Origin of the sequence: Jiangella alkaliphila, assembly GCF_900105925.1 — a bacterium.
Classification (GTDB): domain Bacteria; phylum Actinomycetota; class Actinomycetes; order Jiangellales; family Jiangellaceae; genus Jiangella; species Jiangella alkaliphila.
Window position 1 is genome coordinate 5,587,093 of sequence record NZ_LT629791.1, and the last position, 24,611, is coordinate 5,611,703.

General features: G+C 72.2%; 25 protein-coding genes. 5 read left to right on the plus strand and 20 right to left on the minus strand.

What is annotated here, in order from left to right:
- The first annotated feature begins 16 nt into the window (after positions 1-16).
- Together BLV05_RS25535 and BLV05_RS25540 are read left to right on the plus strand one after the other, a co-directional pair.
- Positions 17-1,120, plus strand: a complete 1,104-nt coding sequence (locus BLV05_RS25535) for a hypothetical protein (RefSeq protein ID WP_046767567.1) — start codon at positions 17-19, stop codon at positions 1,118-1,120.
- The gene (locus BLV05_RS25540; RefSeq protein ID WP_083421379.1) at positions 1,120-1,773 is read left to right on the plus strand and encodes a hypothetical protein; all 654 of its coding nucleotides are present in this window, start codon (positions 1,120-1,122) and stop codon (positions 1,771-1,773) included. The genes BLV05_RS25535 and BLV05_RS25540 overlap by 1 nt, the downstream gene beginning before the upstream one ends.
- 3 nt (positions 1,774-1,776) lie before the next feature.
- Here BLV05_RS25540 and BLV05_RS25545 read toward each other — a convergent pair whose 3' ends face one another.
- From BLV05_RS25545 to BLV05_RS25580, 8 genes are read right to left on the minus strand one after another with little or no spacing between them, the layout of a single operon-like run.
- A complete protein-coding gene (locus BLV05_RS25545) occupies positions 1,777-2,502 on the minus strand; it encodes a ZIP family metal transporter (protein ID WP_046767564.1) in 726 nt (241 codons plus the stop codon).
- 36 nt (positions 2,503-2,538) lie between these two features.
- Positions 2,539-2,940 (minus strand): PIN domain-containing protein, encoded by a 402-nt coding sequence (locus BLV05_RS25550; RefSeq protein ID WP_046767563.1) that lies wholly within the window; start codon positions 2,938-2,940, stop codon positions 2,539-2,541.
- On the minus strand, positions 2,937-3,236 hold the full coding sequence (locus BLV05_RS25555) for a type II toxin-antitoxin system Phd/YefM family antitoxin (RefSeq protein WP_046767562.1): 300 nt from the start codon (positions 3,234-3,236) through the stop codon (positions 2,937-2,939). Before BLV05_RS25555 ends, BLV05_RS25550 begins: the two co-directional genes overlap by 4 nt.
- A 32-nt stretch (positions 3,237-3,268) precedes the next feature.
- The gene (locus tag BLV05_RS25560) at positions 3,269-4,186 is read right to left on the minus strand and encodes a S66 peptidase family protein (protein ID WP_046767724.1); all 918 of its coding nucleotides are present in this window, start codon (positions 4,184-4,186) and stop codon (positions 3,269-3,271) included.
- A gap of 14 nt (positions 4,187-4,200) precedes the next feature.
- Positions 4,201-6,165, minus strand: a complete 1,965-nt coding sequence (locus tag BLV05_RS25565) for a dipeptidyl-peptidase 5 (RefSeq protein ID WP_197683315.1) — start codon at positions 6,163-6,165, stop codon at positions 4,201-4,203.
- 25 nt (positions 6,166-6,190) lie between these two features.
- Complete coding sequence (locus BLV05_RS25570; RefSeq protein WP_046767560.1) at positions 6,191-7,477, minus strand: M20/M25/M40 family metallo-hydrolase; 1,287 nt, start codon at positions 7,475-7,477, stop codon at positions 6,191-6,193.
- The gene (locus BLV05_RS25575) at positions 7,470-8,306 is read right to left on the minus strand and encodes a M55 family metallopeptidase (RefSeq protein WP_046767559.1); all 837 of its coding nucleotides are present in this window, start codon (positions 8,304-8,306) and stop codon (positions 7,470-7,472) included. Before BLV05_RS25575 ends, BLV05_RS25570 begins: the two co-directional genes overlap by 8 nt.
- A gap of 6 nt (positions 8,307-8,312) precedes the next feature.
- On the minus strand, positions 8,313-8,837 hold the full coding sequence (locus BLV05_RS25580; RefSeq protein WP_231948611.1) for a MarR family winged helix-turn-helix transcriptional regulator: 525 nt from the start codon (positions 8,835-8,837) through the stop codon (positions 8,313-8,315).
- A 178-nt stretch (positions 8,838-9,015) separates the two neighbouring features.
- Here BLV05_RS25580 and BLV05_RS25585 point away from each other — a divergent pair, with 178 nt between their 5' ends.
- On the plus strand, positions 9,016-9,750 hold the full coding sequence (locus BLV05_RS25585) for an SDR family NAD(P)-dependent oxidoreductase (RefSeq protein WP_046767557.1): 735 nt from the start codon (positions 9,016-9,018) through the stop codon (positions 9,748-9,750).
- Between the two features lie 30 nt (positions 9,751-9,780).
- Here BLV05_RS25585 and BLV05_RS25590 read toward each other — a convergent pair whose 3' ends face one another.
- The 7 genes from BLV05_RS25590 to rpsB all read right to left on the minus strand — a co-directional run bounded on the left by BLV05_RS25590 (position 9,781) and on the right by rpsB (position 16,702).
- The gene (locus BLV05_RS25590; protein WP_152690635.1) at positions 9,781-10,893 is read right to left on the minus strand and encodes a DivIVA domain-containing protein; all 1,113 of its coding nucleotides are present in this window, start codon (positions 10,891-10,893) and stop codon (positions 9,781-9,783) included.
- Between the two features lie 128 nt (positions 10,894-11,021).
- Positions 11,022-12,143, minus strand: a complete 1,122-nt coding sequence (gene rlmN / locus BLV05_RS25595; RefSeq protein ID WP_046767722.1) for a 23S rRNA (adenine(2503)-C(2))-methyltransferase RlmN — start codon at positions 12,141-12,143, stop codon at positions 11,022-11,024.
- Positions 12,144-12,329: 186 nt separating this feature from the next.
- On the minus strand, positions 12,330-13,178 hold the full coding sequence (locus BLV05_RS25600; RefSeq protein ID WP_052762280.1) for a phosphatidate cytidylyltransferase: 849 nt from the start codon (positions 13,176-13,178) through the stop codon (positions 12,330-12,332).
- A gap of 26 nt (positions 13,179-13,204) precedes the next feature.
- Complete coding sequence (frr, locus tag BLV05_RS25605) at positions 13,205-13,762, minus strand: ribosome recycling factor (RefSeq protein ID WP_046767720.1); 558 nt, start codon at positions 13,760-13,762, stop codon at positions 13,205-13,207.
- A 65-nt stretch (positions 13,763-13,827) separates the two neighbouring features.
- The gene (gene pyrH, locus BLV05_RS25610; RefSeq protein ID WP_082155040.1) at positions 13,828-14,622 is read right to left on the minus strand and encodes a UMP kinase; all 795 of its coding nucleotides are present in this window, start codon (positions 14,620-14,622) and stop codon (positions 13,828-13,830) included.
- A 61-nt stretch (positions 14,623-14,683) separates the two neighbouring features.
- Positions 14,684-15,508, minus strand: a complete 825-nt coding sequence (gene tsf, locus BLV05_RS25615; protein WP_046767556.1) for a translation elongation factor Ts — start codon at positions 15,506-15,508, stop codon at positions 14,684-14,686.
- Positions 15,509-15,589: 81 nt separating this feature from the next.
- Positions 15,590-16,702, minus strand: coding sequence for a 30S ribosomal protein S2 (rpsB, locus tag BLV05_RS25620; protein ID WP_046767555.1), 1,113 nt, complete (start codon positions 16,700-16,702; stop codon positions 15,590-15,592).
- 495 nt (positions 16,703-17,197) lie between these two features.
- On the opposite strand from rpsB, the gene BLV05_RS25625 reads away from it, so the two are divergent.
- The gene (locus BLV05_RS25625; protein ID WP_052762249.1) at positions 17,198-17,812 is read left to right on the plus strand and encodes a hypothetical protein; all 615 of its coding nucleotides are present in this window, start codon (positions 17,198-17,200) and stop codon (positions 17,810-17,812) included.
- On the opposite strand, the gene BLV05_RS25630 is transcribed toward BLV05_RS25625, so the two are convergent.
- From BLV05_RS25630 to BLV05_RS25650, 5 genes are read right to left on the minus strand one after another with little or no spacing between them, the layout of a single operon-like run.
- Complete coding sequence (locus BLV05_RS25630; RefSeq protein WP_046767554.1) at positions 17,799-18,755, minus strand: ABC transporter ATP-binding protein; 957 nt, start codon at positions 18,753-18,755, stop codon at positions 17,799-17,801. The genes BLV05_RS25625 and BLV05_RS25630 overlap by 14 nt on opposite strands.
- Complete coding sequence (locus BLV05_RS25635) at positions 18,752-19,756, minus strand: ABC transporter ATP-binding protein (RefSeq protein ID WP_046767553.1); 1,005 nt, start codon at positions 19,754-19,756, stop codon at positions 18,752-18,754. Before BLV05_RS25635 ends, BLV05_RS25630 begins: the two co-directional genes overlap by 4 nt.
- A complete protein-coding gene (locus BLV05_RS25640; RefSeq protein WP_046767552.1) occupies positions 19,753-20,616 on the minus strand; it encodes an ABC transporter permease in 864 nt (287 codons plus the stop codon). Before BLV05_RS25640 ends, BLV05_RS25635 begins: the two co-directional genes overlap by 4 nt.
- Complete coding sequence (locus BLV05_RS25645; protein WP_046767551.1) at positions 20,613-21,566, minus strand: ABC transporter permease; 954 nt, start codon at positions 21,564-21,566, stop codon at positions 20,613-20,615. Before BLV05_RS25645 ends, BLV05_RS25640 begins: the two co-directional genes overlap by 4 nt.
- On the minus strand, positions 21,563-23,125 hold the full coding sequence (locus tag BLV05_RS25650) for an ABC transporter substrate-binding protein (RefSeq protein WP_046767550.1): 1,563 nt from the start codon (positions 23,123-23,125) through the stop codon (positions 21,563-21,565). The genes BLV05_RS25645 and BLV05_RS25650 overlap by 4 nt, the downstream gene beginning before the upstream one ends.
- A 268-nt stretch (positions 23,126-23,393) precedes the next feature.
- Between BLV05_RS25650 and BLV05_RS25655 the strand changes: the two genes are divergently transcribed.
- Positions 23,394-24,461, plus strand: coding sequence for a peptidoglycan DD-metalloendopeptidase family protein (locus BLV05_RS25655; RefSeq protein ID WP_063932507.1), 1,068 nt, complete (start codon positions 23,394-23,396; stop codon positions 24,459-24,461).
- Positions 24,462-24,611 lie beyond the last annotated feature (150 nt).

The following is a 24,611-nucleotide window of genomic DNA, read 5'->3' on the forward strand; positions in this document are numbered from 1 at the left end:
CGATTACCGTGGGGCTATGCAGGGCTGCGACGACGGCGACGGCGTGCGGCACGCCGCGGAGTCGCTGCGCGCCGCCCGCGATGCGCTGCCCGACCTCGCCGAACAGCTCGACGGCGCGGTGCGTCAGCGGGTGGACGAGACGAGCGGCGCGGTCGAGCACGCCGCTTCGGCTTCGGCCGGGGCGTCGGCTGAGCTGCGGCGGGAGTTGCTGGGGACGGCGCACGAGATCCGGCTGATCGGCACCCGCATGACCGCCGCCCGCGAGGACGCGTTCACCGAGGTCGCGCACGTGCTCGGCGAGTACGCCGACGCCCTCGACACCCTCCTCCGCCCCGCCGACGGCGCCGAGCCGCCGGTCCTCTCGATCACACCGCCACCCGCGCCGGCCCCCAGCATCGTGACGACGGCGCAGGACACCGCGCTCGCCCAGCAGCACCTGCCCGGCGTGATCGCACAGAGGCGCGCGATCAACCAGGTCGTCGCCCGGTTCCCGCCGAAGCTCCAGGAACTGGCGAAGAAACTGCTCTTCGGCCAGTCCTCCCACGCCGTCGAACGCCACGGCCACCACCTGCGACGTGAACACCTGACCGCCCGAGTCCAGTGGCGCCTCGACCCGTCCGGCGAGGACAGCTGGGAGCTCAACGCCGACGGATCGGTGCTGTCCCGGCGCTGGAATGGCGAACCTCATCAGGTCAGCACCACTGGTGGTCGCTACACGTCACCGGAAGCGGTCGCCAAGCCGCTGATCGCTCTCCTGCAGGCGGCTGGACGCACGCAGGCCGACCTGGATCGCTATCTGGACGCCAAGGCGAAGGGGAAGACGCGGCTCAAGATCTTCCTACGGCCCGCGGACACCGGCATCACCCCGGAGGACGTTTCCATCGTGCGCGCGCCCGGCACCGACACCGACTCCGGCGAGCGCATGTGGAAGCGCACCCGGCAGGGGGCGATGGACGGACACGGCGAGGCGCCCGCGGTCCGTGAGCACGACGCCGTGAGACGCGGACGTCACTCTGGGAGCATGATCATGCTGGTGAGACGACCCCACCAACCGTGGCGGCTGGTGACGAGCTATTACACGGACGATCCCAAGCACCAGATGACCTACACGGAGCTGTGATGGAGATCAGCGAGAACTTCCGCGAGTGGCGCCAGGAGTTCAGCGATGGCGGCGGCGAGCTGCGGGACTTCTACATGGAGGCCTGTGAGCAGGTGCCCGAGTGGTTGGAGAGCAACTTCAACGACCTGCGCGGCTTCCGCGATGAGCTGGCCGCGCACATCCGGGACTCGTCGGTCGGGCCGTTCCCGTCGGAGACGCAGTGGACGACGGATGAGATCTTGCGTGATCTGTGGTTCGACGTGTTCGGGGCCGAGCCGCCGCCGGGCGATCCGTACCCCGTTGCGCGGGAGCGTTGGGGGCGGTACCGGATGACCACCTACATGGAGGACATCCCGACGAAGGACACGTCGCGCGTCTCGGAGCCGACCCGCCAGTGGCTCGCGGCGCGCGGAGTGACATTCGAGGACCTCGCGGCCTACAAGGAGCCGGGGGCGGAGGTGGAGTACTCGCGGCCGGAACCGCCGGGGTTCCGGCAGCGGCTCGACGAGCTCACCGCGGCCGGCCGGCGAAACGGACCCGCGGAGGGTGACCGGGTCGCCGAAGCGCGCGCCGACCTGCTGGAGGCGAAGCAGAGCTACCTCGACACCGGCCACGAGGAGCAAGCGGCCGCCGTAGACAAGCTGCTGGCCGACCGCGAGCCGAGGGACGAATAGCACTCAGGCGAGCGTGCTCAACCCGAACGCCACGCTGAAGCCGAGCACCGTCACCAGGCCGGTCGACGGACCGCCGAAGTCGTAGGCCTCGGGGACCATCGTGTCCGTCAGCATGGTGAGCAGAGCGCCCGCCGCGAACGCTTGGACCAGCGCGACCGTCCCGCCGCCCGCGTCGCCGACGAAGTACCAGCCGGCCCAGGACGCCACCCCGGCCACCGCCGTCGTGCCGATCCACAGCAGCAGGATCGTCCGGCGCGACGTCCCGGACTTGAGCAGGCCGGCGGTGGCGGACATCGCCTCGGGCAGGTTGGAGAGAAAGACGGCGGCCAGCATCGCCACGCTCACCCCGGACCCGGCGACCAGCGTCGTGCCCAGCACGACCGACTCAGGGATGCCGTCCAACACGGTGCCGAACGCGATCGCCGCACCCGCGCCGCCGGCCTGGACGCCGGTCGAGCGCTTCCGGTCCGCACCGCCGAGACGGTCGATCAGCAGGTCACCGACGTAGAACGTGAGGGCGCCGGCGGTCAGGCCGGTCAGCAGCACCCAGCCGTTGCTCTCGTCGAACGCGTCCTCGACGAGGTCGTACGCGACGGCGCTGATCAGCACGCCGGCGCCGAACGCCATGACCAGCGCGACCAGCCGCTGCGGCAGCGGCCGCGCCATGACGATCAGCGCGCCGACGATCAGCGACGAACTGGCCAGCAGGCCCCAGAGCAACGCGCTCACAGCATCGGACGATAGTCGCCCGGCGCCGCGAGCGTCTCAGATCTCGACGACGTCGACCACCCGGACGACGTCGGCGAAGTCGCCGGGGTTGCGGGTCAGCAGCGGCAGGCCGTGCACGCCGGCGGTGGCGGCGATCTGCAGGTCCAGCCGGCGTGGTCGCGGGTTGCGCCCGTTACGCCGCACGAGCGACGCCAGGGTGCCGTACAGCCGGGCGGTCGCGACGTCGAAGGGCAGGATCTGGTAGTCGGTCAGCGCCCACTCCAGCCGCTCGGTTCGGATGAGCCGCTCGACCGGGTCGTCGACGTCGAGCCCGTAGGACAGCTCGGCGATCGTGACGGTGCTCAGCGCGGCAGGGGTGGAGGCGTAGGCCCCGAGGTCGACTGATTCGATGTCGATCAGTACCGAGGTGTCGAGCAGGATGCGGGAAGTGGCGGTCACCGCCGCTTGGCCCGCTCCCACTCGTCGGTCAGCGGATCGTCGGGGCCGAAGATCTCGTCGTCGGCGCGACGCTCGGCCGCCCACCGCTCGGCGTCGATCGGCCGCATCCGACGGGCCTTCTCCTGCAGCTCGCCGAGCGTCGGCCAGGAACGGGCAGGTGCTCCCGCCTGGTGGGGAATCAGGTCGGCCACCGGAACCCCACGCCGGGTGACCACGAAGGTCTCACCGGCCTCGACCCGGCGGATGATCTCCGCGTTGTCGTTGCGCAGCTCCCGCTGCCCGATCGTCTCGGTCATAGCACTATTGTAGCGGACGCGCTACATAGGTGCTACGTCAGCGCGTCCGCGTCCAACGTCAGCGTGCCGGCAGCGGCGTCCAGCGTGGCCGGTACCCCCAGCGGAACGGTGATCGACGACGGGCCGTGGCCGAAGCCGAGCTCCGTCACGATCGGCACCCCGAGGCCGCCGAGGCGGTCCAGCACCAGCTCCTCCACCGGGTCGCAGTCGTGCCACGAACCCAGCGCGAAGCCGGCGACGCCGTCCAGCCAGCCCGACCGCAGCAGGTGCGTGAGGAACCCGTCCAGCCGGTACGCCTTCTCTCCGACGTCCTCCAGCAGGACAATCGCCCCCGCGGCCGACGGCAGCCCGGTCGGCGTGCCGATCTCGGCCGCCAGCAGCGCCAGGCAGCCGCCCACCGTCACGCCGGACGCGACGCCCGGCACCAGGGCCCGCACCGACGGCGACGTCAGCACCGTCCCGGCTGCACCGCCGAACAGCATCGAGCGCAGCCCGTCCGCCGTCGACGGCGACGTGACGAACGCCTCGGCGCCGGCCATGGGGCCGTGCAGGGTCGCCACCCCCAGCAGCCGGGCGAACGCCGAGTGCAGCGCCGTGATGTCGCTGTAGCCGACGAACACCTTGGGCGGGACGGCCGCCATCGCCGCCCAGTCCAGCAGCGACGAGAGCCGCTGGACGCCGTAGCCGCCGCGCGCGCAGACCACCCCCGCCACGGACGAGTCGCACCAGGCCTCCTGCAGGTCGGCGGCGCGCTCCTCGTCGGTGCCGGCGAGGTACTCGAACGACGGATGCACCGACAGCACGTGCGGCATGACGATGACGTCCAGGCCCCAGGAGCGCAGGATCGCGCACCCGGCGTCCAGGCGGTCCTTCGGCACCGGACCGGACGGTGCGACGACGGCGACGCGGTCGCCGGGGACGAGACGGCGGGGCCGGCGCAGCGGCACCATCGACGGCCGCCCGGTCACGAGACCGTGAACCCGAAGACCTTGGCGTACAGCGCGAGTTCCTTCTCCAGTGCGGTCACGATGGTCTCCTTGCGTCGGAAGCCGTGTTGTTCCCCCTCGAAGGTGACGTACTCGTGCTCGACCCCCAGCTCGGCCACCCGCTGCGCGAACCGTGCCGTCGCGGCCGGCGGGCAGACCTCGTCCTCCAGCCCCTGCAGCAGCAGGAACGGGACGGTGAACTTCTCCGGGACGTTGATCGGCGACCGCTCGCGATACCGCTCCTCCGTCGCCGGCCAGGGCCCCACCAGGCCCTCCAGGTACTGCGACTCGAAATCGTGCGTCTCGCCGTTGCGGAACGCGACGAGGTCCAGCACCGGGTACATGATCGTCGCGCAGGCGAACACATCGGTGAACGCCAGCGCGCACGCCGCCGTCCAGCCGCCGGCCGACCCGCCGCGGATCGCCAGCCGTGCGCCGTTCGCCAGGCCCTCGTCGACCAGCGCCTTCGCGGCGGCGACGCAGTCCTCGACGTCGACGACGCCCCACTGCTCCCGCAGCCGATCGCGGTACTCGCGGCCGAACCCGGCCGACCCGCCGTAGTTGACCTCGAGGACGCCCAGGCCGCGGCTGGTGAAGTAGGCGACCTCGAGGTCGTGCACCATCGGCATCCGGTGCGTCGGCCCGCCGTGCGCGAACAGGACGTACGGCGGCTTCTCCCCGCCGACGCCGCCGAACCGCGATCCCGACGGCGGGTACACGACGGCGTGCACGTCGCGCCCGCCCGGCCCGGCGAACGTGCGCGACTGCGGCGACGGCAGCGACGTCACCGGCACCGACGCCACTGCCGGCACGACGGCCGACACCGTGCCGGCGGACAGCTCGACCACCTCGAACGGCGTCACCCGCGACGCCGCCACGCCGTACACCGTGCGGCCGGACACCGCCAGGGTCGGCGCCCACTCGGTGTGCTCGTCCGCGAGCAGGTCGTAGAGCAGCCCGCTCCGGGTGTCCAGCAGATTCAGCCGCGCCGCCGCACGGCCGCGGATCACCGCGACCTCGCCCTCGCCGAGCGGCACGAACCAGCGCAGCCCCAGCTGCCACAGCGGCCCGGAGAACTCCTCGGCCCGCTCGCCCAACACCTCCGGCTCCCCGACGGCCCCGACGGCGCCCGCGGGAGCGCCGTCCCCGCCCAGCCGCACCCGGTGCAGGTTCCACCAGCCGGTCCGGTCGGTCGCGACGAGCAGGGCGTCAGGCGTCTCCCACTCGGCCTGCGGGATCGACTCCGACGCTCCGCCCGCGACGGTGACCGGCTTGCCCACGCGGCCGTCGGCGCCGACGTCCGCGACCCGCACGAGCGTCCCGTCCCACGGCATGTTCGGGTGGTCCCAGCCGATCCACGCCAGCCGCCGCCCGTCAGGCGACGGCCGCGGGCAGGTCAGGAAGTGGGTGTCCTCGACCAGCACCCGAACGTCCTCAGAGCCGTCCAGCGGCACGGCCACCAGCGCGCGCCGCACGTCCGTCGGCGCCGGGCCGGTGTGCTCCTCGCGGACGCACCACACCTCGGTCCCCGACGGTGACAGCGCCGGCTCGACGTAGCGCAGCCCCGACGGGATCGACGGCGACGGCGTCAGCGGCACCGGCTCCTCCCCGGACCCGGGAACGTACCGGTACAGCCGCTGGTCGGTGAACTCGGCGAACACCACGACGCCGTCGGGCGTCACGACGTAGGCCAGCCCGCCGTACTCATGCACCCGGCTGCGCACGTTCCACGGCGCCGGCAGCACGACCTCCGGCTCGCCGCGCTCGCCGCCGCCGTCGGGCAGCCGCAGCAGCGCCACCCGGCCGTCCTCGGCCGGCTGCGGACGGACCCACCACAGCGCGCCGCCGGCGTGGCTCACCCAGCCGGGCCGCCCGTCGTTCTCGGCGACGATCTCGGCGGTGACCGGCGACGGCCAGCTCCCGTACGGTGCGGAATCGGGCACAGACTCTCCCAGCGAGAAGACGAGGTCAGGTGGTCAGGAACCGGTCCAGGACCCGGACGCCGAACTCCAGCGCGTCGACGGGCACCCGCTCGTCGACGCCGTGGAACAGCGCCGAGTAGTCGAGGTCCGGCGGCAGCCGCAGCGGCGAGAAGCCGTAGCCGGTGATGCCGAGCCGGGAGAACTGCTTGGCGTCGGTGCCGCCGGCCATGCAGACGGGGACGACGTGCGCGCCGGGGTCCTCGGCCAGCAGCGCGGCGGCCATCGCGGCGAACGCCGGCGACGCGGGGTCGGCGGACAGCGCGACCTCGGCGTGCTCGTACTCCCAGGCCACCGCCGGCCCGATCAGCGACGCGACGGTCGCCTCGAACTCGTCGCGGGCGCCGGGCACGACCCGGCCGTCGACGAACGCCGTCGCGGTCTCCGGGATGACGTTCACCTTGTAGCCGGCGCTCAGCATCGTCGGGTTCGTGCTGTTGCGCAGGACGGCCTCGACCAGTGCCCGCGCCGGCCCGAAGCGCTCGATCGTCGCGTCGACATCGTCGAGGTCGACGGCGACGCCCAGCGCCGCCCCGATGGCCTCCAGTGACGCCCGGACCGTCGGTGTCAGCCGCAACGGCCACTCGTACTCGGCCAGCCGGTGCACCGCCCCGGCCAGCGCCGCCACCGCGTTGTCGGCGTTGATCCGCGACCCGTGCCCGGCCCGGCCGTGCGCGGTCAGCTTCAGCCAGGCGGTCCCTCGCTCCCCCGCGGCAACGGGGTACAGGCGCTCACCGCCGGCGTGGAAGGTGTAGCCGCCGGACTCGCTGATGCCCTCGGTGACGCCCTCGAACAGGTCGGCGTGCTTGGTGACCAGCCAGGTCGAGCCGTGCGCCGCGCTGGCCTCCTCGTCGGCGGTGAACGCGAGGACGACGTCGCGGGCCGGCCGGCGGCCCTCGCGCGCCCAGGCCCGCACGACGGCGAGCATCATCGCGTCCATGCCCTTCATGTCGATGGCCCCGCGGCCCCACAGCATGCCGTCGCGGACCTCGCCGGAGAACGGGTGCACGGACCAGTCGGCGGCCTCGGCCGGGACGACGTCGAGGTGACCGTGGACGAGGATCGGGTCGCGGCCGGGATCGGTGCCGGGCACCCGGGCGACGACGTTCGCGCGGTTCGGCGCCGACTCGATCAGCGTCGCCTCGATGCCCGCCTCGCCCAGCTTCTCCGCGACGTACTCGGCGGCCGGCCGCTCCCGCCCGGTGCCGTCGCCGGGGTTGGTGGTGTCGATGCGGATGAGGTCGGCGGCGAGGGTCAGGACGTCGGGCTCAGCCATAGTGGTTCTCGATACCGTTCGAAATGAGGGTCGTGACCGCCTTGAAGCAGCGGATGAGGTCGTACGCGGTCGCGGCGGTGTAGCGCACCCGGCGCTCGGCGACGCGTTCCACGGTCGGGACCATACCGGCGAAGTCGGCCAGCTGGGTGGCGTCGACCTCGATCTCGACGGTGAACGGCCCGCGGCCGGTGGCCGGCTCGTGCCTGACGGCGAGCCCGACGGCCGCCTTCGCCTCGGCGCGAATGTCCTCGAACGTGCGCGACGGCGGGCGGCAGCGGGCCGCGTAGCGCGACACGTAGTTTTTGACGGCGGACGTGCGGGCCAGCGGCGCGTAGGTGGCGGCGTCGGCGCAGGCGCGGTCGTCGCCGGTGACCAGCACGACCGGCGTACCGTACTCGGCCGCGACCAGCGCGTTCAGCCGGCCCTCGCTGGCCGGGTCGCCGTCGACCCAGACCCCGGTGATGGAGTTGGGCAGGTACGTGTGCGCCAGGACGCCCTCGGCGCCGGCACCCGCGTGGTAGCCGAGGAAGACGACGCCGTCGACGTCGCCGGCCTGCAGGCCCTCGACCATCGTCAGCGCCTTGTGCCGCCCGGTGATCATGGTGGCGCGGTCGTCCAGCTGCTCGAGCAGCAGGTTGCGCATGGTCGCGTGCGCCTCGTTGACCAGCACCTCGTCGGCGCCGCCGTCGAACAGCCCGGCGATCGCGCCGTTGACGTCGGAGGTGAACATCGCCCGGCAGCGCTGCCACTGCTCGGTACCCGGCTCGACGTCCGCCGGCCAGGTGACGCCCGTGGCGCCCTCCATATCAGCCGAGATCAGCACCTTCATAGGGCGCTACCGTACATCGGCCCCCGGCCGGTCCTCCGCATCGAACCGTGTCGTCAGGTCGCGCAGCAGCGTCTTCAGCAGCCCCGCCAGGGCCACGCGCTGGGCGTCGTCGAGGCCGTCGAGCAGTGTCTCCTCGTGCCGCAGCAGGTCCGCGACGACGCGCTCGTTCAGCGCCCGCCCCTCGTCGGTGAGCGCCACGACGGCGGAGCGGCCGTCGTCGGCGGACCGTTCACGCCGGACCAGACCGGCCCCCTCGGCGCGGGCGATGCGCTGCGACACCGCGCCCGCCGTGACGAAGCTGCGCGCGGCGATCTGCCCCGGCGTCAGCCGGTACGGCGCCCCGCTGCGGCGCAGGGTGCTGAGCAGGTCCTGCGTCGGGTTGTCGATGCCGAGCCGGTCGAGCGTGCGGCGACGCTCGTCGGCGAGCAGCTGACCCAGCCGCCAGACGCGGGTGATGACGCCGATCGACTCGACGGGCACGCCCGGCAGCTCGCGCCGCCAGGCCGCCTGGATGCGGTCGGGGCCGTCCAAATTCGTCCGCGGGGCAGACACGATCAGTCACTCGCTCCAGTCGTACTCAGGCCTGGACCGACGGTTCGAGGGGACCTCCGGCCCCCTGTCACCGCCGGTGTGTCCGCCCCTCAGAGGGACGTGGCCGGCTCGGGGTAGGCTGTCATCGACAAGTACTTTAGCACTAAAGGAGTTTACGATGAGCACACGCACGATCGTCGTCACCGGCGGCGGCACCGGCATCGGGCGGGCCGTGGCCGCGGGCTTCGCGGCCGCGGGCGACACCGTCGTCCTCACCGGGCGGCGGCGCGAGAAGCTGGACGAGACGGTCGCCGAGCTCGGCCCGAAGGCGACGGCGGTGGACTTCGACGCGTCCGACCCGGCCGCCGTCACCGAGGCGCTGGACCGCCTGCCCGGCACGGTGGACGTCCTGGTCAACGCCGCCGGCGGCAACACGGCCTTCGGCCGGCCCGCGGCGCAGCCAGGCGACCTCGCCGCCGTGGCCGAGGCGTGGCGAGAGAACTTCGACGCCAACGTGCTGACGGCGGTGCTCGTGACGACGGCGCTGCTGCCGCGGATGCCCGAGGGTGGGCGGATCGTGACCATCAGCTCGATCGCGGCCAAGCGCGGCGGCGGCAGCTATGGCGCGGCCAAGGGCGCCGTCGAGTCGTGGACGGCGTCGCTCGCAGCCGACCTCGGCCCGCGCGGCATCACCACGAACCTGGTGGCTCCGGGGCTGACCGCCGGCACCGAGTTCTTCCAGGGCCGGCTCACCGACGAGCGGCGGCGGAAGAACATCGCCGAGACCATGACCGGTCGCGCGGGCACCGTCGACGACATCGCGGCGGCCGTCCACTACCTGGCCTCACCCGTCGCCGGGCACGTGACCGGTCAGGTGCTGCACGTCAACGGAGGCGCCTACCTCGGCCGCTGAGGCCGCCGAGGCGGGCGGCATCGTTTCCCGTCAGGGAGCGACGACCTCGACCTCGTAGCCGTCGTCGTTCTCCATGTAGGCCGCGTAGTGGTGCGGGCCACCGGCGTGCGGGTGGCGGTCGGCGAACATCAGGTGCCAGCCGTACGCCGGCGCCTCGGAGACGATGCGGTCGACCATCCACTGCTCCGGCACCGCCAGCGCGAGGTGGTTCAGGCCCGGGGCCTTGCGGTCGTAGGCGACCCAGCTGAGGTCGGGCGAGCACTCGATGACGACGTACGGTCCGCCGCCGGGTGCTTGCCACGACCGGCCGTTCTCCCAGGCCTGGAAGAGCGTCCAGCCGAGGCGCTCGAACAGCCAGCCGAACGAGCGGGTGGCGGCGTCGAGGTCGCGGACCCAGACCTCGATGTGGTGTAGGCCGGTGGACGGCGTGCTGGACGGCGCCAGCGAGGCGTCGTCGGCGGACGGCTCGGGCGCGCGCTGGTACTGCTCCTGCTGCTGCGGGGCGGCCGGCGGCGGTGACGACCCGTAGGAGGTGTCGAGCGCGCGCAGCACGGGGTCGAGCTCGTTGACCGCGGAGTCGGTGAGCGGGTCGTACGCCTGGGTGTCGTATTGGCTGGTGCCGTGCGACGTACCGTGCGAGGTGTCGTAGTAGGCGGCCGGGTACGACGGGTTCGACGGCGGGCCGGCCGGGCCGGTGGGCGCGCCGTAGCCGCCGGCGGCGGGCGGGGGCATGACCGGGGGTGCGACGGGCGGCGGCGACACCGGTGCGACCGGTGCGGCGCCCATGCCGGGTGCTCCGGAGGGCATGCCGGATCCGCCGGGCGGCAGCCCGGGACCCTGCGCGTAGGCATTCGCCGGCACCTGCTGGTGCTGCTGCGGCTGCTGCGCGGCGGCCTTGCGGCGGGTGCGCAGCTCGGACGCCGCGGCGTCGAGCCAGTCGTCGACGTCGTCCATGACGTAACCCTCACGCATGCGGACGACCTTGAACTCCTCGGCCTCGATCTGCTCCGGCGTGATGCCGCGTGCCGCGGACCGCCCATCCAGGGCATCGATCACCACGTCGACGAAGTCGTCGACGGCGTCCAGGTCATAGCCCTCACGCATACGAGTGGTGCGGAACTCAGGCTCACGACTGACGGCCACCAGGTGTCACTCTCCTCCCGAACACAGATCGGCCGGCTTCGGGCGATTCCACGGGCAGCGAGTCCAGCCAGCTCACTGCCCGCGAAGCCGATATCCCCCGAGACCGGCCGAGCAAAGCGCAATGCATACTAATCACCAACGGTAGCCAACTGACCACATGCCCCGTCGATGTCGCTACCGCGGGTGTCCCTGATGGTCACCGGAACACCCCGTTCTTCCAGCGCCGATACGAACGCGGCCTCGTCTTCGGGCCGCGACGCGGTCCACTTCGAACCCGGTGTCGGGTTCAGCGGGATCGGGTTGACGTGCACCCAGCCGCGGCCGCGCTCGTTGAGCAGCTTCCCGAGCAGGTCGCCGCGCCACGCGTGGTCGTTGATCTCGCGGATCAGCGCGTACTCGATGGACACCCGGCGACCGGTCTTCTCGAAGTAGGCCCGCGCGGAGTCCAGCGCCTCGCCGACCTTCCAGCGGGTGTTCACCGGCACCAGCTCGTCGCGCAGCTCGTCGTCGGGCGCGTGCAGAGACAGCGCCAGCCGCACGCCCAGGTTCTCGGCGGCCAGCTTGTCGATGGCCGGCACCAGCCCGACGGTGGACACCGTCACGCCGCGCCGGCCGATGCCCAGGCCCGACGGCGCGGGGTCGATCATGCGGCGCACGGCGGTGACGACGGCCTTGTAGTTGGCCAGCGGCTCACCCATGCCCATGAAGACGACGTTGGTGACCCGCCCGGTTCCCCCGGCGATCTCGCCGTCAGCCAGCATGCGCTCCGCCGCCACGACCTGTTCGACGATCTCGGCCGCCGACATGTTCCGCGTCAGCCCCTGCTGCCCGGTGGCGCAGAACGGGCAGTTCATGCCGCAGCCGGCCTGGCTCGACACGCACAGCGTCACGCGCGGGCGGTCGCCGGTATAGCGCATGAGCACGCTCTCGACCAGCGCGCCGTCGAACAGCCGCCACAGTGTCTTGCGCGTCGTGCCGCCGTCGGTCTCGAGGTGCCGGACGGGCGTCGTGAGGGTGGGCAGCATGGTCGCCGCCAGCGTGTCGCGCACGGCCGCCGGGACGTCCGTCATCAGCGCGGGGTCGTTCACGTGCCGCGCGAAGTAGTGCCGCGACAACTGGTCGGCCCGGAAGGGCTGCTCCCCGAGTTCGGCCACCGCTTGGCGGCGGGCATCGACGTCGAGGTCGGCGAGATGGCGGGGCGGTTTGCCACGCCGGGCGGGAACGAGCGTCAGCTCACCGGGTCTGGGCATGATGGCGACCATTGTCCCACGATCGGCGCGCTGATGACGTATGTCGAGGTCGAGGGGGCCGATCGGCCGGTCCGCGCAGCGGCCGAACGTCCTAGGCCGTGCGACCGGTCGCTGGATGGTTGCGGGATCCGGGTCGTCCTGGCAGCACCTTTCCCTCACCCATCCGCGACCGCGCCGTCGCGATCGTCAGGCCGTGACGACGTACTCGAGGACCAGCCACACGAGCGGCGCGGTGGGCAGCAGCGAGTCGAGGCGATCCATCAGCCCGCCGTGGCCGGGCAGCAGCTGGCTCATGTCCTTGATGCCGAGGTCGCGCTTGATCAGCGACTCCCCCAGATCGCCCAGCGTGGCGCCGACGACGCCGGTGACGCCCAGCACGACGCCGGTCCACCAGGGCGCGTCGAAGGCGTACATCGCCACCGGGACGGCCACGCCGACACCGAGGATCACCGAGCCGGCGAACCCCTCCCACGACTTCTTCGGGCTGACGCTCGGCGCCATCGGGTGCCGTCCGGCCAGCACGCCGGCCAGCAGGCCGCCGGTGTCGGACGCCACCACGACGATGAGCAGCGCGAACACCCGCCAGGCGCCGTCGTCGTCGGGCCGCACCATGAGCAGCGCGAACCCGGCGAGGAACGGCACGTAGACGCTGGTGAAGATGCCCGCCGACACGTCGCGCAGATAGCCCGGACGGGGATCGCCCAGGCGCCAGGCGCACACCGCGGCCACCGTCAGGCCGAGACCCACCAGCAGCGGCGAACCGCCGCCGAGATAGGCGCCGACCAGCATGAGCACGGTGCCCAGCACCACCGGTACGACCGGGACCTGGATCGACCGCGCGCCGAGCGCCGTCGCCAGCTCCCAGACCGCGACCACCATGACCACGACGACGAGCCCGGCGAACGCCTGCTCGAGCAGGAACAGGGTGCTGAGCACGATGGCGCCCAGCCCGAGACCCACCAGCGTCGCCGCCCGCAGGTCACGGCCGGCTCGCCCGTGCCGGCGTGCCCGGCTGCCCGTCGGCCCGTCCGTCATCACCACGTGTGTACTCGCCGGCACCCTCAGACCTCGAGGAGCTCGGCTTCCTTGTGCCTGAGCAGATCGTCGATCTGCTCGACGTAGGTCTTCGTGACCGTCTCCAGGTGCTTCTCGGCGCGCGTGACGTCGTCCTCGCCGACCTCGCCGTCGCGGGCCAGCTTGTCCAGCGTCTCCTTGGCGTGCCGGCGCACGCTGCGGATGGACACCCTGGCGCCCTCGGCCTTCTCGCGGGCCAGCTTGATGTACTCGCGCCGGCGCTCCTCGGTGAGGGCGGGCAGCACGACGCGCAGGATGTTGCCGTCGTTGCTCGGGTTGACGCCCAGGTCGGAGTCGCGGATGGCCCGCTCGACGGCCCCGAGCGAGCCCTTGTCGTAGGGCTGCACGGTGATCATGCGGGCGTCGGCCACGTGGAACGACGCGAGCTGGCTGACCGGGGTCGGCGCACCGTAGTAGTCGACCAGGATCTTGTTGAACAGCGACGGATGGGCGCGGCCGGTCCGGATGGTGGAGAAGTCCTCCTTGCCGACGGATACGGCTTTCTCCATCTTCTCCTCGGCCTCGAGGAGGGTCTCGTCGATCACCACTACTCCTTCGCTTGCTGTGTGGCGACGATCCTAGAGGACCGCCCGGGCCTTGCCGCCGCGATTCAGCTCTCGACGACCGTCTCGATGTTCGAGGCGACCAAGGTACCGATCCGCTCGCCTCGGATGGCACGCGCGATGCCGTTCGGCTCGCCGAGTCCGAACACGACGATCGGCAGCTGGTTGTCCATGCACAGGCTGAAGGCGGCGGGGTCGGCGACGTTGAGCCGCTGCCGCAGGACGTCGGCGTAGGTGATGCTGCTGTATTTACGGGCCGTCGGGTCGTGTCGCGGGTCGGCCTCGTAGACGCCGTCGACGCCGTTCTTGCCCATCAGGAGCCGGTCGCAGTTGATCTCCAGGGCGCGCTGCGCGGCCACGGTGTCGGTCGTGAAGTACGGCATGCCGGCGCCGGCACCGAAGATGACGACGCGGCCCTTCTCCAGGTGCCGGGCGGCGCGGCGCGGGATGTACGGCTCGGCGACCTGGCCCATGGTGATGGCGGTCTGCACGCGGGTGTCGACGTCGAGGTGCTCGAGGAAGTCCTGCAGCGCCAGGCAGTTCATGACCGTGCCCAGCATGCCCATGTAGTCACCGCGGGCGCGGTCCATGCCGTGGTGCTGCAGCTCCGCGCCGCGGAAGAAGTTGCCGCCGCCGACGACCACGGCGACCTGGACGCCGTCCTTGACGACGACCTCGGCGATCTGGCCGGCGATGCCCTTGACGACCTCGGGGTCGACGCCGACGGCGCCGCCGCCGAACACCTCGCCGGACAGCTTCAGCAACACGCGGGTGGGTTCCCCCGCGGGCCCACCTGGCACGGCCGGGGCCGGCACCGTATCGGTTCCGTTGGTCTCCGTCACGGTGCCGGCCTCCTGTGCGTCGAGATGGGCGTGTCCTGAGCTCGTCGTTCCCGCAGCCTGGTCAGGCTTCGAGGCGGACGATCCGCTGGACGGTGACGCCGGCCTCGCCCAGCACCGCGCCGACCGACTTCTTCGACTCCTTCACCGACGGCTGGTCGACCAGCACGGTCTCCTTGAAGAAGCCGTTGACCCGGCCCTCGATGATCCGCGGCAGCGCCTGCTCGGGCTTGCCCTCCTCACGGGCCGTGGCCTCGGCGATGCGCCGCTCGTTCTCGACGACGTCCGCGGGGACCTCGTCGCGGGTGGCGTAGGTGGCCTTCAGCGCGACGACCTGCATGGCCGCGTCGCGGGCGACCGTCTGCGCGGCCTCGGATCCGTTGGAGGTGTACACGACGTACGAGCCCACCTGGTACGGCAGGTCGGCGGCGCGCCGGTGCAGGTAGGTGGCGTACTCGCCGTCGACGACGGCCAGGCCGCCGATCTCGACCTTCTCGCCCACGACCGCCGCGATGGCGTCGACGGCCTCGCTGATCTTGCGGCCGTCGGCCAGCTGCGCGTTCAGCAGCGCCTCGACGTCGGCCGGCTTGGCCTCGGCCGCCGCGGCGGCGATGTCGGCGGCGAGCTGCTGGAAGTCCTCGTTCTTGGCGACGAAGTCGGTCTCACAGGCCAGCACGATCATGGCCGGGCCCGACGCCGCGACCAGGCCGTTGGCCGTGGTGCGCTCGGCGCTGCGCTTGGCGACCTTGGCCGCGCCCTTGATGCGCAGTGCCTCGATGGCCTGGTCGAAGTCGCCGCCGGTCTCCTCCAGCGCCTTCTTCGCGTCCATCATGCCCGCACCGGTGGCATCGCGCAGCCGCTTGACGTCGGCCGCAGTGACGTTCGGCATCCTCACACTTCTCTCTGACTAGTTCGCTGGGTGGTCTGGTGTGCGGCCCGGGCGGTCGCCCGCCCGGGCCGGGACTTGTCGTCAGGCCTTGGCGGGCTCGTCGGCCGGCGCCTCGGCAGCCTCGGCCTCGACGGGCTCCGCGACCGGTGCCTCGACCTCGGCGGCCGGCGCCTCGACCTCGGCGGCCGGCGCCTCGACGGCCTCGGCCTCAGCGGCCGGAGCCTCAGCGGCCGGAGCCTCAGCGGCCGGAGCCTCAGGGGCCTCAGCGGCCGGAGCCTCGGCGACCTCAGCGGCCGGGGTCTCGGCGGCCGGGGTCTCGGCGGCCGGGGTCTCGGCGGCCGGGACCTCGGCCTCGGGGGCGGCGGTCGCCTCGGGCGCCGCGGCCGGCTCCGGAGCAGCGTCGGCGGGCGCGTCGGGCTGCGACTGCAGCAGCTCCTTCTCCCACTCGGCCAGCGGCTCGTCGGAGGCCAGCTCGGTGCCGTCGCCGTTGGCGCCGCGCTGGCCCTGGCGGCCCAGCAGGCCGTCGGCCACGGAGTCGGCGACGACGCGGGTCAGCAGGCTGACCGCGCGGATGGCGTCGTCGTTGCCCGGGATCGGGTAGTCGACCTCGTCGGGGTCGCAGTTGGTGTCGAGGATGGCCACGATCGGGATGCCGAGCTTGCGCGCCTCGTCGACGGCCAGGTGCTCCTTCTTGGTGTCGACGATCCACACCGCGCTGGGCACCTTCGCCATGTTGCGCACGCCGCCGAGGGTGCGCTCGAGCTTGTCCTTCTCACGCTTGCGCATGAGAAGCTCCTTCTTCGTGAAGCCGGAGCCGGCGACGTCGTCGAAGTCGAGCTCCTCGAGCTCCTTGAGCCGCTGCAGCCGCTTGTTCACGGTCTGGAAGTTGGTCAGCATGCCGCCCAGCCACCGCTCGGTGACGTAGGGCATGTTGACGCGCGTGGCCTGCTCTTTCACGGCCTCCTGCGCCTGCTTCTTCGTGCCGACGAAGAGCACCGTGCCACCGTGGGCGACGGTCTCCTTGACGAACTCGTAGGCGCGGTCGATGTAGGACAGCGACTGCTGGAGGTCGATGATGTAGATGCCGTTGCGCTCGGTGAAGATGAAGCGCTTCATCTTCGGGTTCCAGCGCCGGGTCTGGTGTCCGAAGTGGACACCGCTCTCGAGCAGCTGACGCATGGTGACGACGGCCATGGCCTCGTCCCCTCCTCTCGCGCCGGCGCGAAGACTCGCACTCCGGCACGCTCGTTCGGTTCATCGCGACGGGGGTCGGCCGTCGCGCCTGGTGCCCACCGGCCTACCGCCACCCGCCGTGCGCTTGCGCGAACGTCAGGACCGACGACGAAGGACCGTGCTCAGGGCACGCGAATTTGACCCAGCGGAACTGGGCCGCTCACCAGTGTACGGGACGGCGCCGTCCCACCTCCAATGACCAGCAGATCCACCCATGCGGCTCTTGTGCCCGACTTCTCGGGCATAACGCGCTTCTAGTCGGTTGGAGTCGCTGCTCGCGGTCGCCGACGTCCTGGGCTGCACAATCGCCCTCGTCCCCCGGTCCGAGGTCGGCGGTGGTCGTGCAACGGTGTGAGCGTCGTTCATGGGCGGCGCTGCACCGCCTCGGCGAACTGACCCCCGGCTGACCGCTCGGCGTTCACCGCGGGTTCACGGCGGTGCGCTTGGCTGTCGGGCGTGCTTCCCGCCCACCCGTTCGGCCCGCCCCTGGTCGCCACTCTCGCCGCCGACGGCGAGCAGGTCACGCTGCAGTGGGAGGCGGCCGACGACGACTGGGTGTCGCTGGGCGAGCACGTCGGAGCGTTCGACGTGCCCGACGCGGACTCGTTGACCGGCGCGGAGCTGCTGGCCCAGTCCCCCGGCGTCACCGACTACCTGCTGGAGCACCTGACGGTGACGCAGGACGGCGCCGCCTGCGCGGGCCGCATCGACGCCATCGACCCGCTGGGTGAGGGCGCGCGGCTGGTGTTCGACTGCGCCGCGCCGGTCACCGAGGTCGAGCTGACGGTGTCGGCGCTGACCGACATCAACGAGAGCTACCGGACGGTGGTGTCGACGGAGGGGTCGGAGGCGCAGACGCTGTTCACCGCCGGCACCGCGACGCAGCCGTGGGACTTCACGGCCGGCGACGGGACGTCGTCGGGGCTGCCGCTGCTGATCGCGGCCGGCGCGCTGCTGCTGATCGGCGCCGTCGCGGGCGTCCTGTGGTGGCGACGCTCGGCCGCCAAGGCCGACGCGTCCGCCGACGCCCCCGACGCCCACCCCGTCGAGGAGCCGGTCACCGGTCCGTGACGCCGTGCAGGTGGCAGGCCGCGGCCTGCTCCGGCCCGGTCGGCTGCAGCACGGGGTCGTGGTCCGGGCACGGCTCGAACGCCTTCGGGCAGCGGGTCCGGAACCGGCAGCCCGACGGCGGATCGGCCGGGCTGGGCACGTCGCCGGTCAGGACGATCCGCCGCCGCGTCCGCTCGCGCGTCGGCTCCGGCACCGGGACCGCCGACACCAGCGCCTCCGTGTACGGGTGCGCGGGCGCGGACGACACGGAGGCGCCCGCGCCGAGCTCGACGACCCGGCCCAGGTACATGACGGCGACACGGTCGGCCACCTGCCGCACGGCCGCGAGGTCGTGCGAGACGAACAGGTAGGTCAGGCCGAACTCGCGCTGCAGCCGGACCAGCAGGTTCACCACCTGCGCCTGCACGGACACGTCGAGCGAGGCGATCGGCTCGTCGCACACGACGAAGTCCGGCTCGCCGGCCAGCGCGCGAGCGATGCCGACCCGCTGCCGCTGCCCGCCGGAGAACTCGTGCGGGTACCGGCCGCCGAGATCCGGGTTCAGCCCGACGACCTCCATCAGCTCGCCGACGCGGGCCCGCCGGGCGACGCGGCCGCGATGCAGGCCGTGGATGGCCAGCGGCTCGCCGATCGACTCCGCGACCGTCCGCCGCGGGTCCAGCGACGCGTACGGATCCTGGAAGATCATCGCGGTCCGCCGGCGCAGCGCCCGCAGCTCGCGCCGTCCGGCGGCCGTCACCTCCAGGCCGTCGAACTCCACCGTCCCCTCCGTCGGCTCGACCAGCCGCAGCAGCGCGTTGCCGAGCGTCGACTTGCCGCAGCCGGACTCGCCCACCAGGCCCAGCGTCTCGCCGCGGCGGACCTCGAGGTCGACGCCGTCGACGGCGCGCACCGGGCCGAAGTGCACCTTCAGGCCGCTCGCCCGCACCAGGACGTCGCTCATGCGCGCTCACCACCGGCGACGTAGAAGCTGGCGGCGCGGTGCTCGGCGGCGCTGCCCGGCACGGGCGCCAGCGGCGGCGGCTCGGTCGCGCAGCGGGCGTCGGCGCGGACCGGGCAGCGCGGGTGGAACGCACAGCCCGGCGGCAGGTCGGCCGGGTCCGGCGGCAGGCCGGGCATCGTCACCAGCTCGTCCCGCTCGCGGGCCGGTCGCGGGTCGTCCACGACCGGCAGCGCGCCGAGCAGGCCGCGCGTGTACGGGTGCGCGGGCCGGCCGAACAGTTCGTCGACGGCGCCCTCTTCGACGCAACGCCCCGCGTACATGACGACGACGTGGTCGGCGATGCCGGCGACGACGCCGAGGTCGTGGGTGATCCAGACGACGCCCATGCCGTGCTCGTCCTGCAGCTTCTCGATCAGCTCGATGATCTGCGCCTGGACCGTGACGTCGAGCGCGGTCGTGGCCTCGTCGGCGATCAGCACCTTCGGGTTGCCGGCCAGCGCGATCGCGATCATGACCCGCTGGCGCATGCCGCCGGAGAGCTGGTGCGGGTACGCGCGCAGCCGGGTGGTCGCGTCGGGGATGCCGACCTCGGTGAGCAGCTCCGCGGCGCGTGAGCGGACGCCGTCGCCGGACACCTTCTCGTGCGCCCGCAGGGCCTCGCCGATCTGCCGCTCGATGGTCAGCACCGGGTTGAGCGAGGTCATCGGGTCCTGGAAGACCATGCCGATGCCGGCGCCGCGGACCTTCCGGAGGTCTTCCTCGGAGCGGCCGATCAGCTCGTCCCCGTCGAAGATCGCGCTGCCCCTGACGTCGGCGGTGCCGGGCAGCAGGCCGAGCAGCGCGAGCGAGCTGACGCTCTTGCCCGACCCAGACTCCCCGACGACGGCGAGGGTGCGGCCCGGGTGCAGTTCGAACGAGAGGCCGTTGACGACGCGCGCGGGACCGCGGCGGGTGCGGAACGCGACGTGCAGGTCGTCGACGGCGAGTAGCGGCGTGGTCATGCAGACACCCCCGTGCCCGCCATCGCCTGACGTTGCCGCGGGTCGAGCACGTCGCGCAGCGCGTCGCCGAGGACGTTGAAGGCCAACACCGTCACGAAGATCGCCAGTCCCGGGAAGACCGCCATCCACCAGGCCTGTTCGACGAAGCCGCGGCCCTCGGCGAGCATCCGGCCCCACGACGGGTCCGGCGGCTGGGTGCCGAGGCCGACGAAGCTCAGCGCGGCCTCCGAGAGGATCGCGAACGCCAGGCTGATCGACGTCTGGACGATGATCGGCGCGGTCACGTTCGGCAGCACATGCCGGCCGATGATGCGCAGGTCGCCGGCGCCGGCCGAGCGGGCCGCCTTCACGTAGACCTCCTCGCGGACGCTGAGCACGCTGGCCCGGGTGATGCGGGCGAAGATCGGCGTGTAGACGATGCCGATCGCGATCATCGCGTTGGTCGAGCCGGGGCCGAGGATCGCCAGCACCGCGATCGCCATCAGCATCGCCGGGAACGCGAACAGCACGTCCGACAGCCGCATCAGCACGTCGTCGACCCAGCGGCCGTAATAGCCGGCCAGCAGGCCGATCAGCACGCCGGCGACCAGCGAGATCCCGACCGCGACGGCCCCGACCCGCAGCGACACCTCGGCGCCCAGGATCACCCGCGACAGCACGTCGCGGCCGAGCTCGTCGGTGCCGAACCAGTGGTCGCCGCTCGGGCTCTGCAGCCGGTTGGACACGTCGGTCTCGGTGGCGCTGTGCGGGGCGAGCTGCTCGCCGAGGAACGCCGTCAGGACGAGTCCGGCCAGGATGACCGCCGCGACGATCGCCGTCGGGCCGCGGAACAGCAGCCGCAGCGTCTCGCCGGCCCTCATCGCGCGCCCCGGTAGGTGATGCGCGGATCCAGCCGCGCGTAGGCGAGGTCCACGACCAGGTTGACCAGCAGGAAGATGACGGCGAACAGCAGCACCGCGCCCTGCAGCACCGGATAGTCGCGCGACTCCACCGCCTGGAAGGCCAGCTGCCCGAGGCCCGGCCAGGCGAACACGTACTCCACCACGACGACGCCGGACAGCAGGTAGGCCAGCTGCACGCCGCCGACCGTCACCAGCGGGACCAGCGCGTTGCGCAGCACGTGCCACGTCAGCACGTCACGGGCGCGCATCCCCTTGGCCCGGGCGGTCCGCACGTGGTCCTGGCCGAGCGACTCCAGGACCGACGAGCGGACGAACCGGGTGAGGATCGCGCCGCTGGAGACGCCGGCGGTGATGGCGGGGAGGATCAGGTGCCTCAGCCAGTCGCCGGGGTCCTCGGTGAGCGGCGTGTAGCCCGACGACGGCAGCCAGCCGAGCGTCCCGGCGAACACCAGGATGAGCATGATGCCGAGCCAGAAGTCCGGCACGCTCAGCCCGGCCTGGCTGGAGAGGCTGGCGAACCAGTCGACCGGCTTGCGGGGGTTGAGCGCGGACAGGGTGCCCAGCGGGATGGCGATGAGCAGGGCGACCAGCGTGGCGCCGATCGCGAGGGACAGTGTGGCGGGGACGCGTTCGACGATCAGCGACAACACCGTCTCGCCGGTGCGGAAGCTGACCCCGAAGTCGCCGGTGAATGCGTGGCCGATCCAGGTGACGAACTGCTGCGGCACGGGATCGTCGAGGCCGGCCCGTTCCCTGAGTGCTTGATAGGTCTCAGGGTCGGCCTGCTGGCCCAGCGCGGCGCGGATCGGGTCGCCCGGCACCAGCTGCATGATCGCGAAGACCAGCACGCTGACACCGAGCAGCACCGCGACCGACTGAGCCAGCCGCCGCAGCGCGTACCGCGTCACTCCGGGAGCCTCACGGTCTCGAAGTTGATCGCCTTGTCAGCGCGGATCTCGTAGCCCTCCAGACCCGGCGCCCACGCCTGCACGACGTCAGGGTTGTACAGGTACAGGTAGCTGACGTCGTCGACGATCAGCTCGGCCGCCTGGTCGTAGAGCGCCTTGCGGGCGTCCTGGTCGGTCTCCGCCGCCGCCTGGTTGAGCAGCGTGTCGACCTCGGGGTTGCAGTAGCCCTGGAAGTTCGACGTGCCCTCGCAGAGATGCTGCGCGTGGTAGAAGCCGAACGGGTCCAGGTTGCCCAGCCAGCCGAGCAGGAACGCGTCGTAGTCGCCGGCGGCCTGGCGGTCCAGCCACGTGGCGAACGCCTCCTGCTCGATGCCGACCTCGACGCCGACCTCGGCCAGCTGTGCCTGGATGACCTGGGCCGCCTGAACGGTCTCGGGGTACTCGTCGGTGACCATGAGGGCCATGGGCTGGGGGCTGCTCGTGCTGTTGGCCCCGATGAGTTCGGTGGCCTGGTCCGGGTCGTGGTCGAACGGGGCGTACTCGTGGTACCAGCGGCTCTGCTCCGGGATGGCCGCTTGGTTCGTCGTCGCGGCGCCGAATCTGGCCGCTTCGGTGACCTCGTCGCGGTCGATGCCGAACGCGACGCCGCGGCGGAAGTCGCGGTTGTCGAACGGCGGTCTCGTCTGGTTCATCGCGAGGTACCAGTAGTCGACGCTCGGGGTGACGCCCAGCTCGACCTCGTCGTCGCCCTCCAGGCCCTCGATGTCCTGCGGCGGGACGTTGTCCGTCCAGTGGACGTCGCCCGACCTCAACGCCGTCAGGGCGGCGGCCGGCTCGCTCACGTACTGGAACTCGACGCCGTCGACGAGGGCCGGCTCGCCCCAGTACTCGTCGTAGCGAGCCAGGGTGACGCCGTTCGCGCCGGCCTCCTCGAGGGTGAACGGGCCAGTGCCGACGGCGGTGGTCGCGAGGTCGGTGGCCTCGGCGGCGCCCTCGGGGATGATCGACATGCCCTTGAAGCCGCCGATGTTGTCCAGCAGCGCCGGGGTGGGCGCGCTGAGCGTGATGGCGACGGTCTGCGGGTCCGGCGCGTCGACGCTCGCGACGCTGGCGAAGCGGTAGGCGTTGGCCAGCTGCTCGGTGATGATGCGGTTGTAGGAGTAGACGACGTCGGCGGAGTCGAACGCGCTGCCGTCGTGGAACGTGACGCCCTCGCGGAGGGTGAACGTCCACGTGAGGCCGTCGTCGCTGGTCGTCCACTCGGTCGCGAGGCTGGGCTGGAACTCCCCTTCCGCGTCCGGGACGACAAGGGTGTCGTAGACGTTCTCGAGGATCTGGAAGCTGGCGTAGGCCTGGGTCTTGTGCGGGTCGAACTGGTCGGGCTGGGCGCTGATCGCGGCGATCAGCGTGCCGCCGCCGTCGCCGTTCGGGGCGTCGCCCTCGTTTCCCGAGCCGCCCGGTTCGTCGACATCGACGTCGTCCCCGCCGCCGCAACCCGCGCTGACCAGCGCGACCACCGCGAGAGCGGCCGCATGACCACGGACCTTTCCACGATTCATATCAGCACACATACCCGTCTACTCGCATCGTTCACACCAGCTACGTCACACCCGTCTCCCTTTCGACCCTTCCGGCCGAGGGGGTGGGGTCGTCCAGTCGAGCCCCGCGCCGGCCCGCCTTCGTTGCCCTTTCGTGACCCACCTGTGAGCGGATCGCTCGGCGTGTCGCGTCCGCCGAGTTGTCCACAGCCCCGACGACTTCGCCGACTTGTCCCCAAATCCGCTCCGGCCCGCTGCCCCACTTCGATCCGGCGCGGAGGCTCGCAGCATGACCTCTCTTCTCGCCGCCCTCCTCCTCATCGGCTGCCTGTCCGCGGCCCCGCCCTCGACCGCCGCTCCGCCCGTCGCCGCCGGCAGTTCGGCGCGCGCTGCGTCGGCGTCCGCGGAGGTCCCCATGCCCCCGCCGAGCGCCGGCTGGGTCTACCCGGTCGGCCCACCCGGTGGTCCGGTCGACGTCGTCCACGGCTTCGATCCGCCGGATCAGCCCTGGCTGGCCGGTCACCGCGGCGTCGACCTCGCCGTGACCGCTGGCGCCGAGGTCCGCGCCGCCGGTCCGGGCACCGTCAGCTACGCCGGACCACTCGCCGGCCGCGGCGTCGTCGTCATCGATCACGGATCTCTGCGCACCACTTACGAGCCGGTCACCCCGGCAGTCGCCGTCGGGGACGAGGTCGGCGCCGGGCAGCCGATCGGGACGCTGGAGCCGGCCGGGAGCCATTGCGCGCCCGCCGCCTGCCTGCACTGGGGCGCGCGCGAGGGCGAGCGGTACACCGACCCACTCGCGCTGGTCGGCGGCGGACCGGTCCGGTTGCTCCCGCTCGGCCCGCGGACCCTCACCGGTGACCCACCCCCGCCTCCGTCGCAACCGCCCTCGTCAGGCGGGCTGGCCTGGCCGGTCGCCGTCCCATCCGTCACGTCGCCGTACGGGATGCGGGTGCACCCGATCACCGGCGAGCACAAGCTGCACGACGGCGCCGACCTCGCCGCAGCCTGCGGTGCGCCGATCCGGGCAGCAGCGTCGGGCCGCGTGACCGACGCCGGCGTTCGCGGGGCCTACGGGCTGCAGCTCTCCGTCGACCACGGCCGGATCCGCGGCACCCCGCTCACCACGTCGTACAGCCATCTGTCGGCGTTCTCGGCGACGGCCGGCCAGCCGGTCCGGGCGGGCCAGGTGATTGGGCGGGCCGGCACCACGGGCCTCTCGACCGGCTGCCACCTGCACTTCATGCTCTACGCCGCCGGCCTGGTCACCGATCCCGTGCCGTGGCTGCCCACGTCGTCGTCCGCCGCGACAAGTTACCTTGCCAAGGCAATCCGCGAGGGATACCGTCGTTGACAGACCCATTCATCGCACCCAGCGCCCGCAAACACGGAATCGCCGACGACGACCTGCTCCACGCCTACCGTTGTGCGATCCGAGACGAAGACCAGGACGAGCAGATCGTGCTGTTGATCGGGCCCGACCGATCGGCTCGGCTACTGGAGA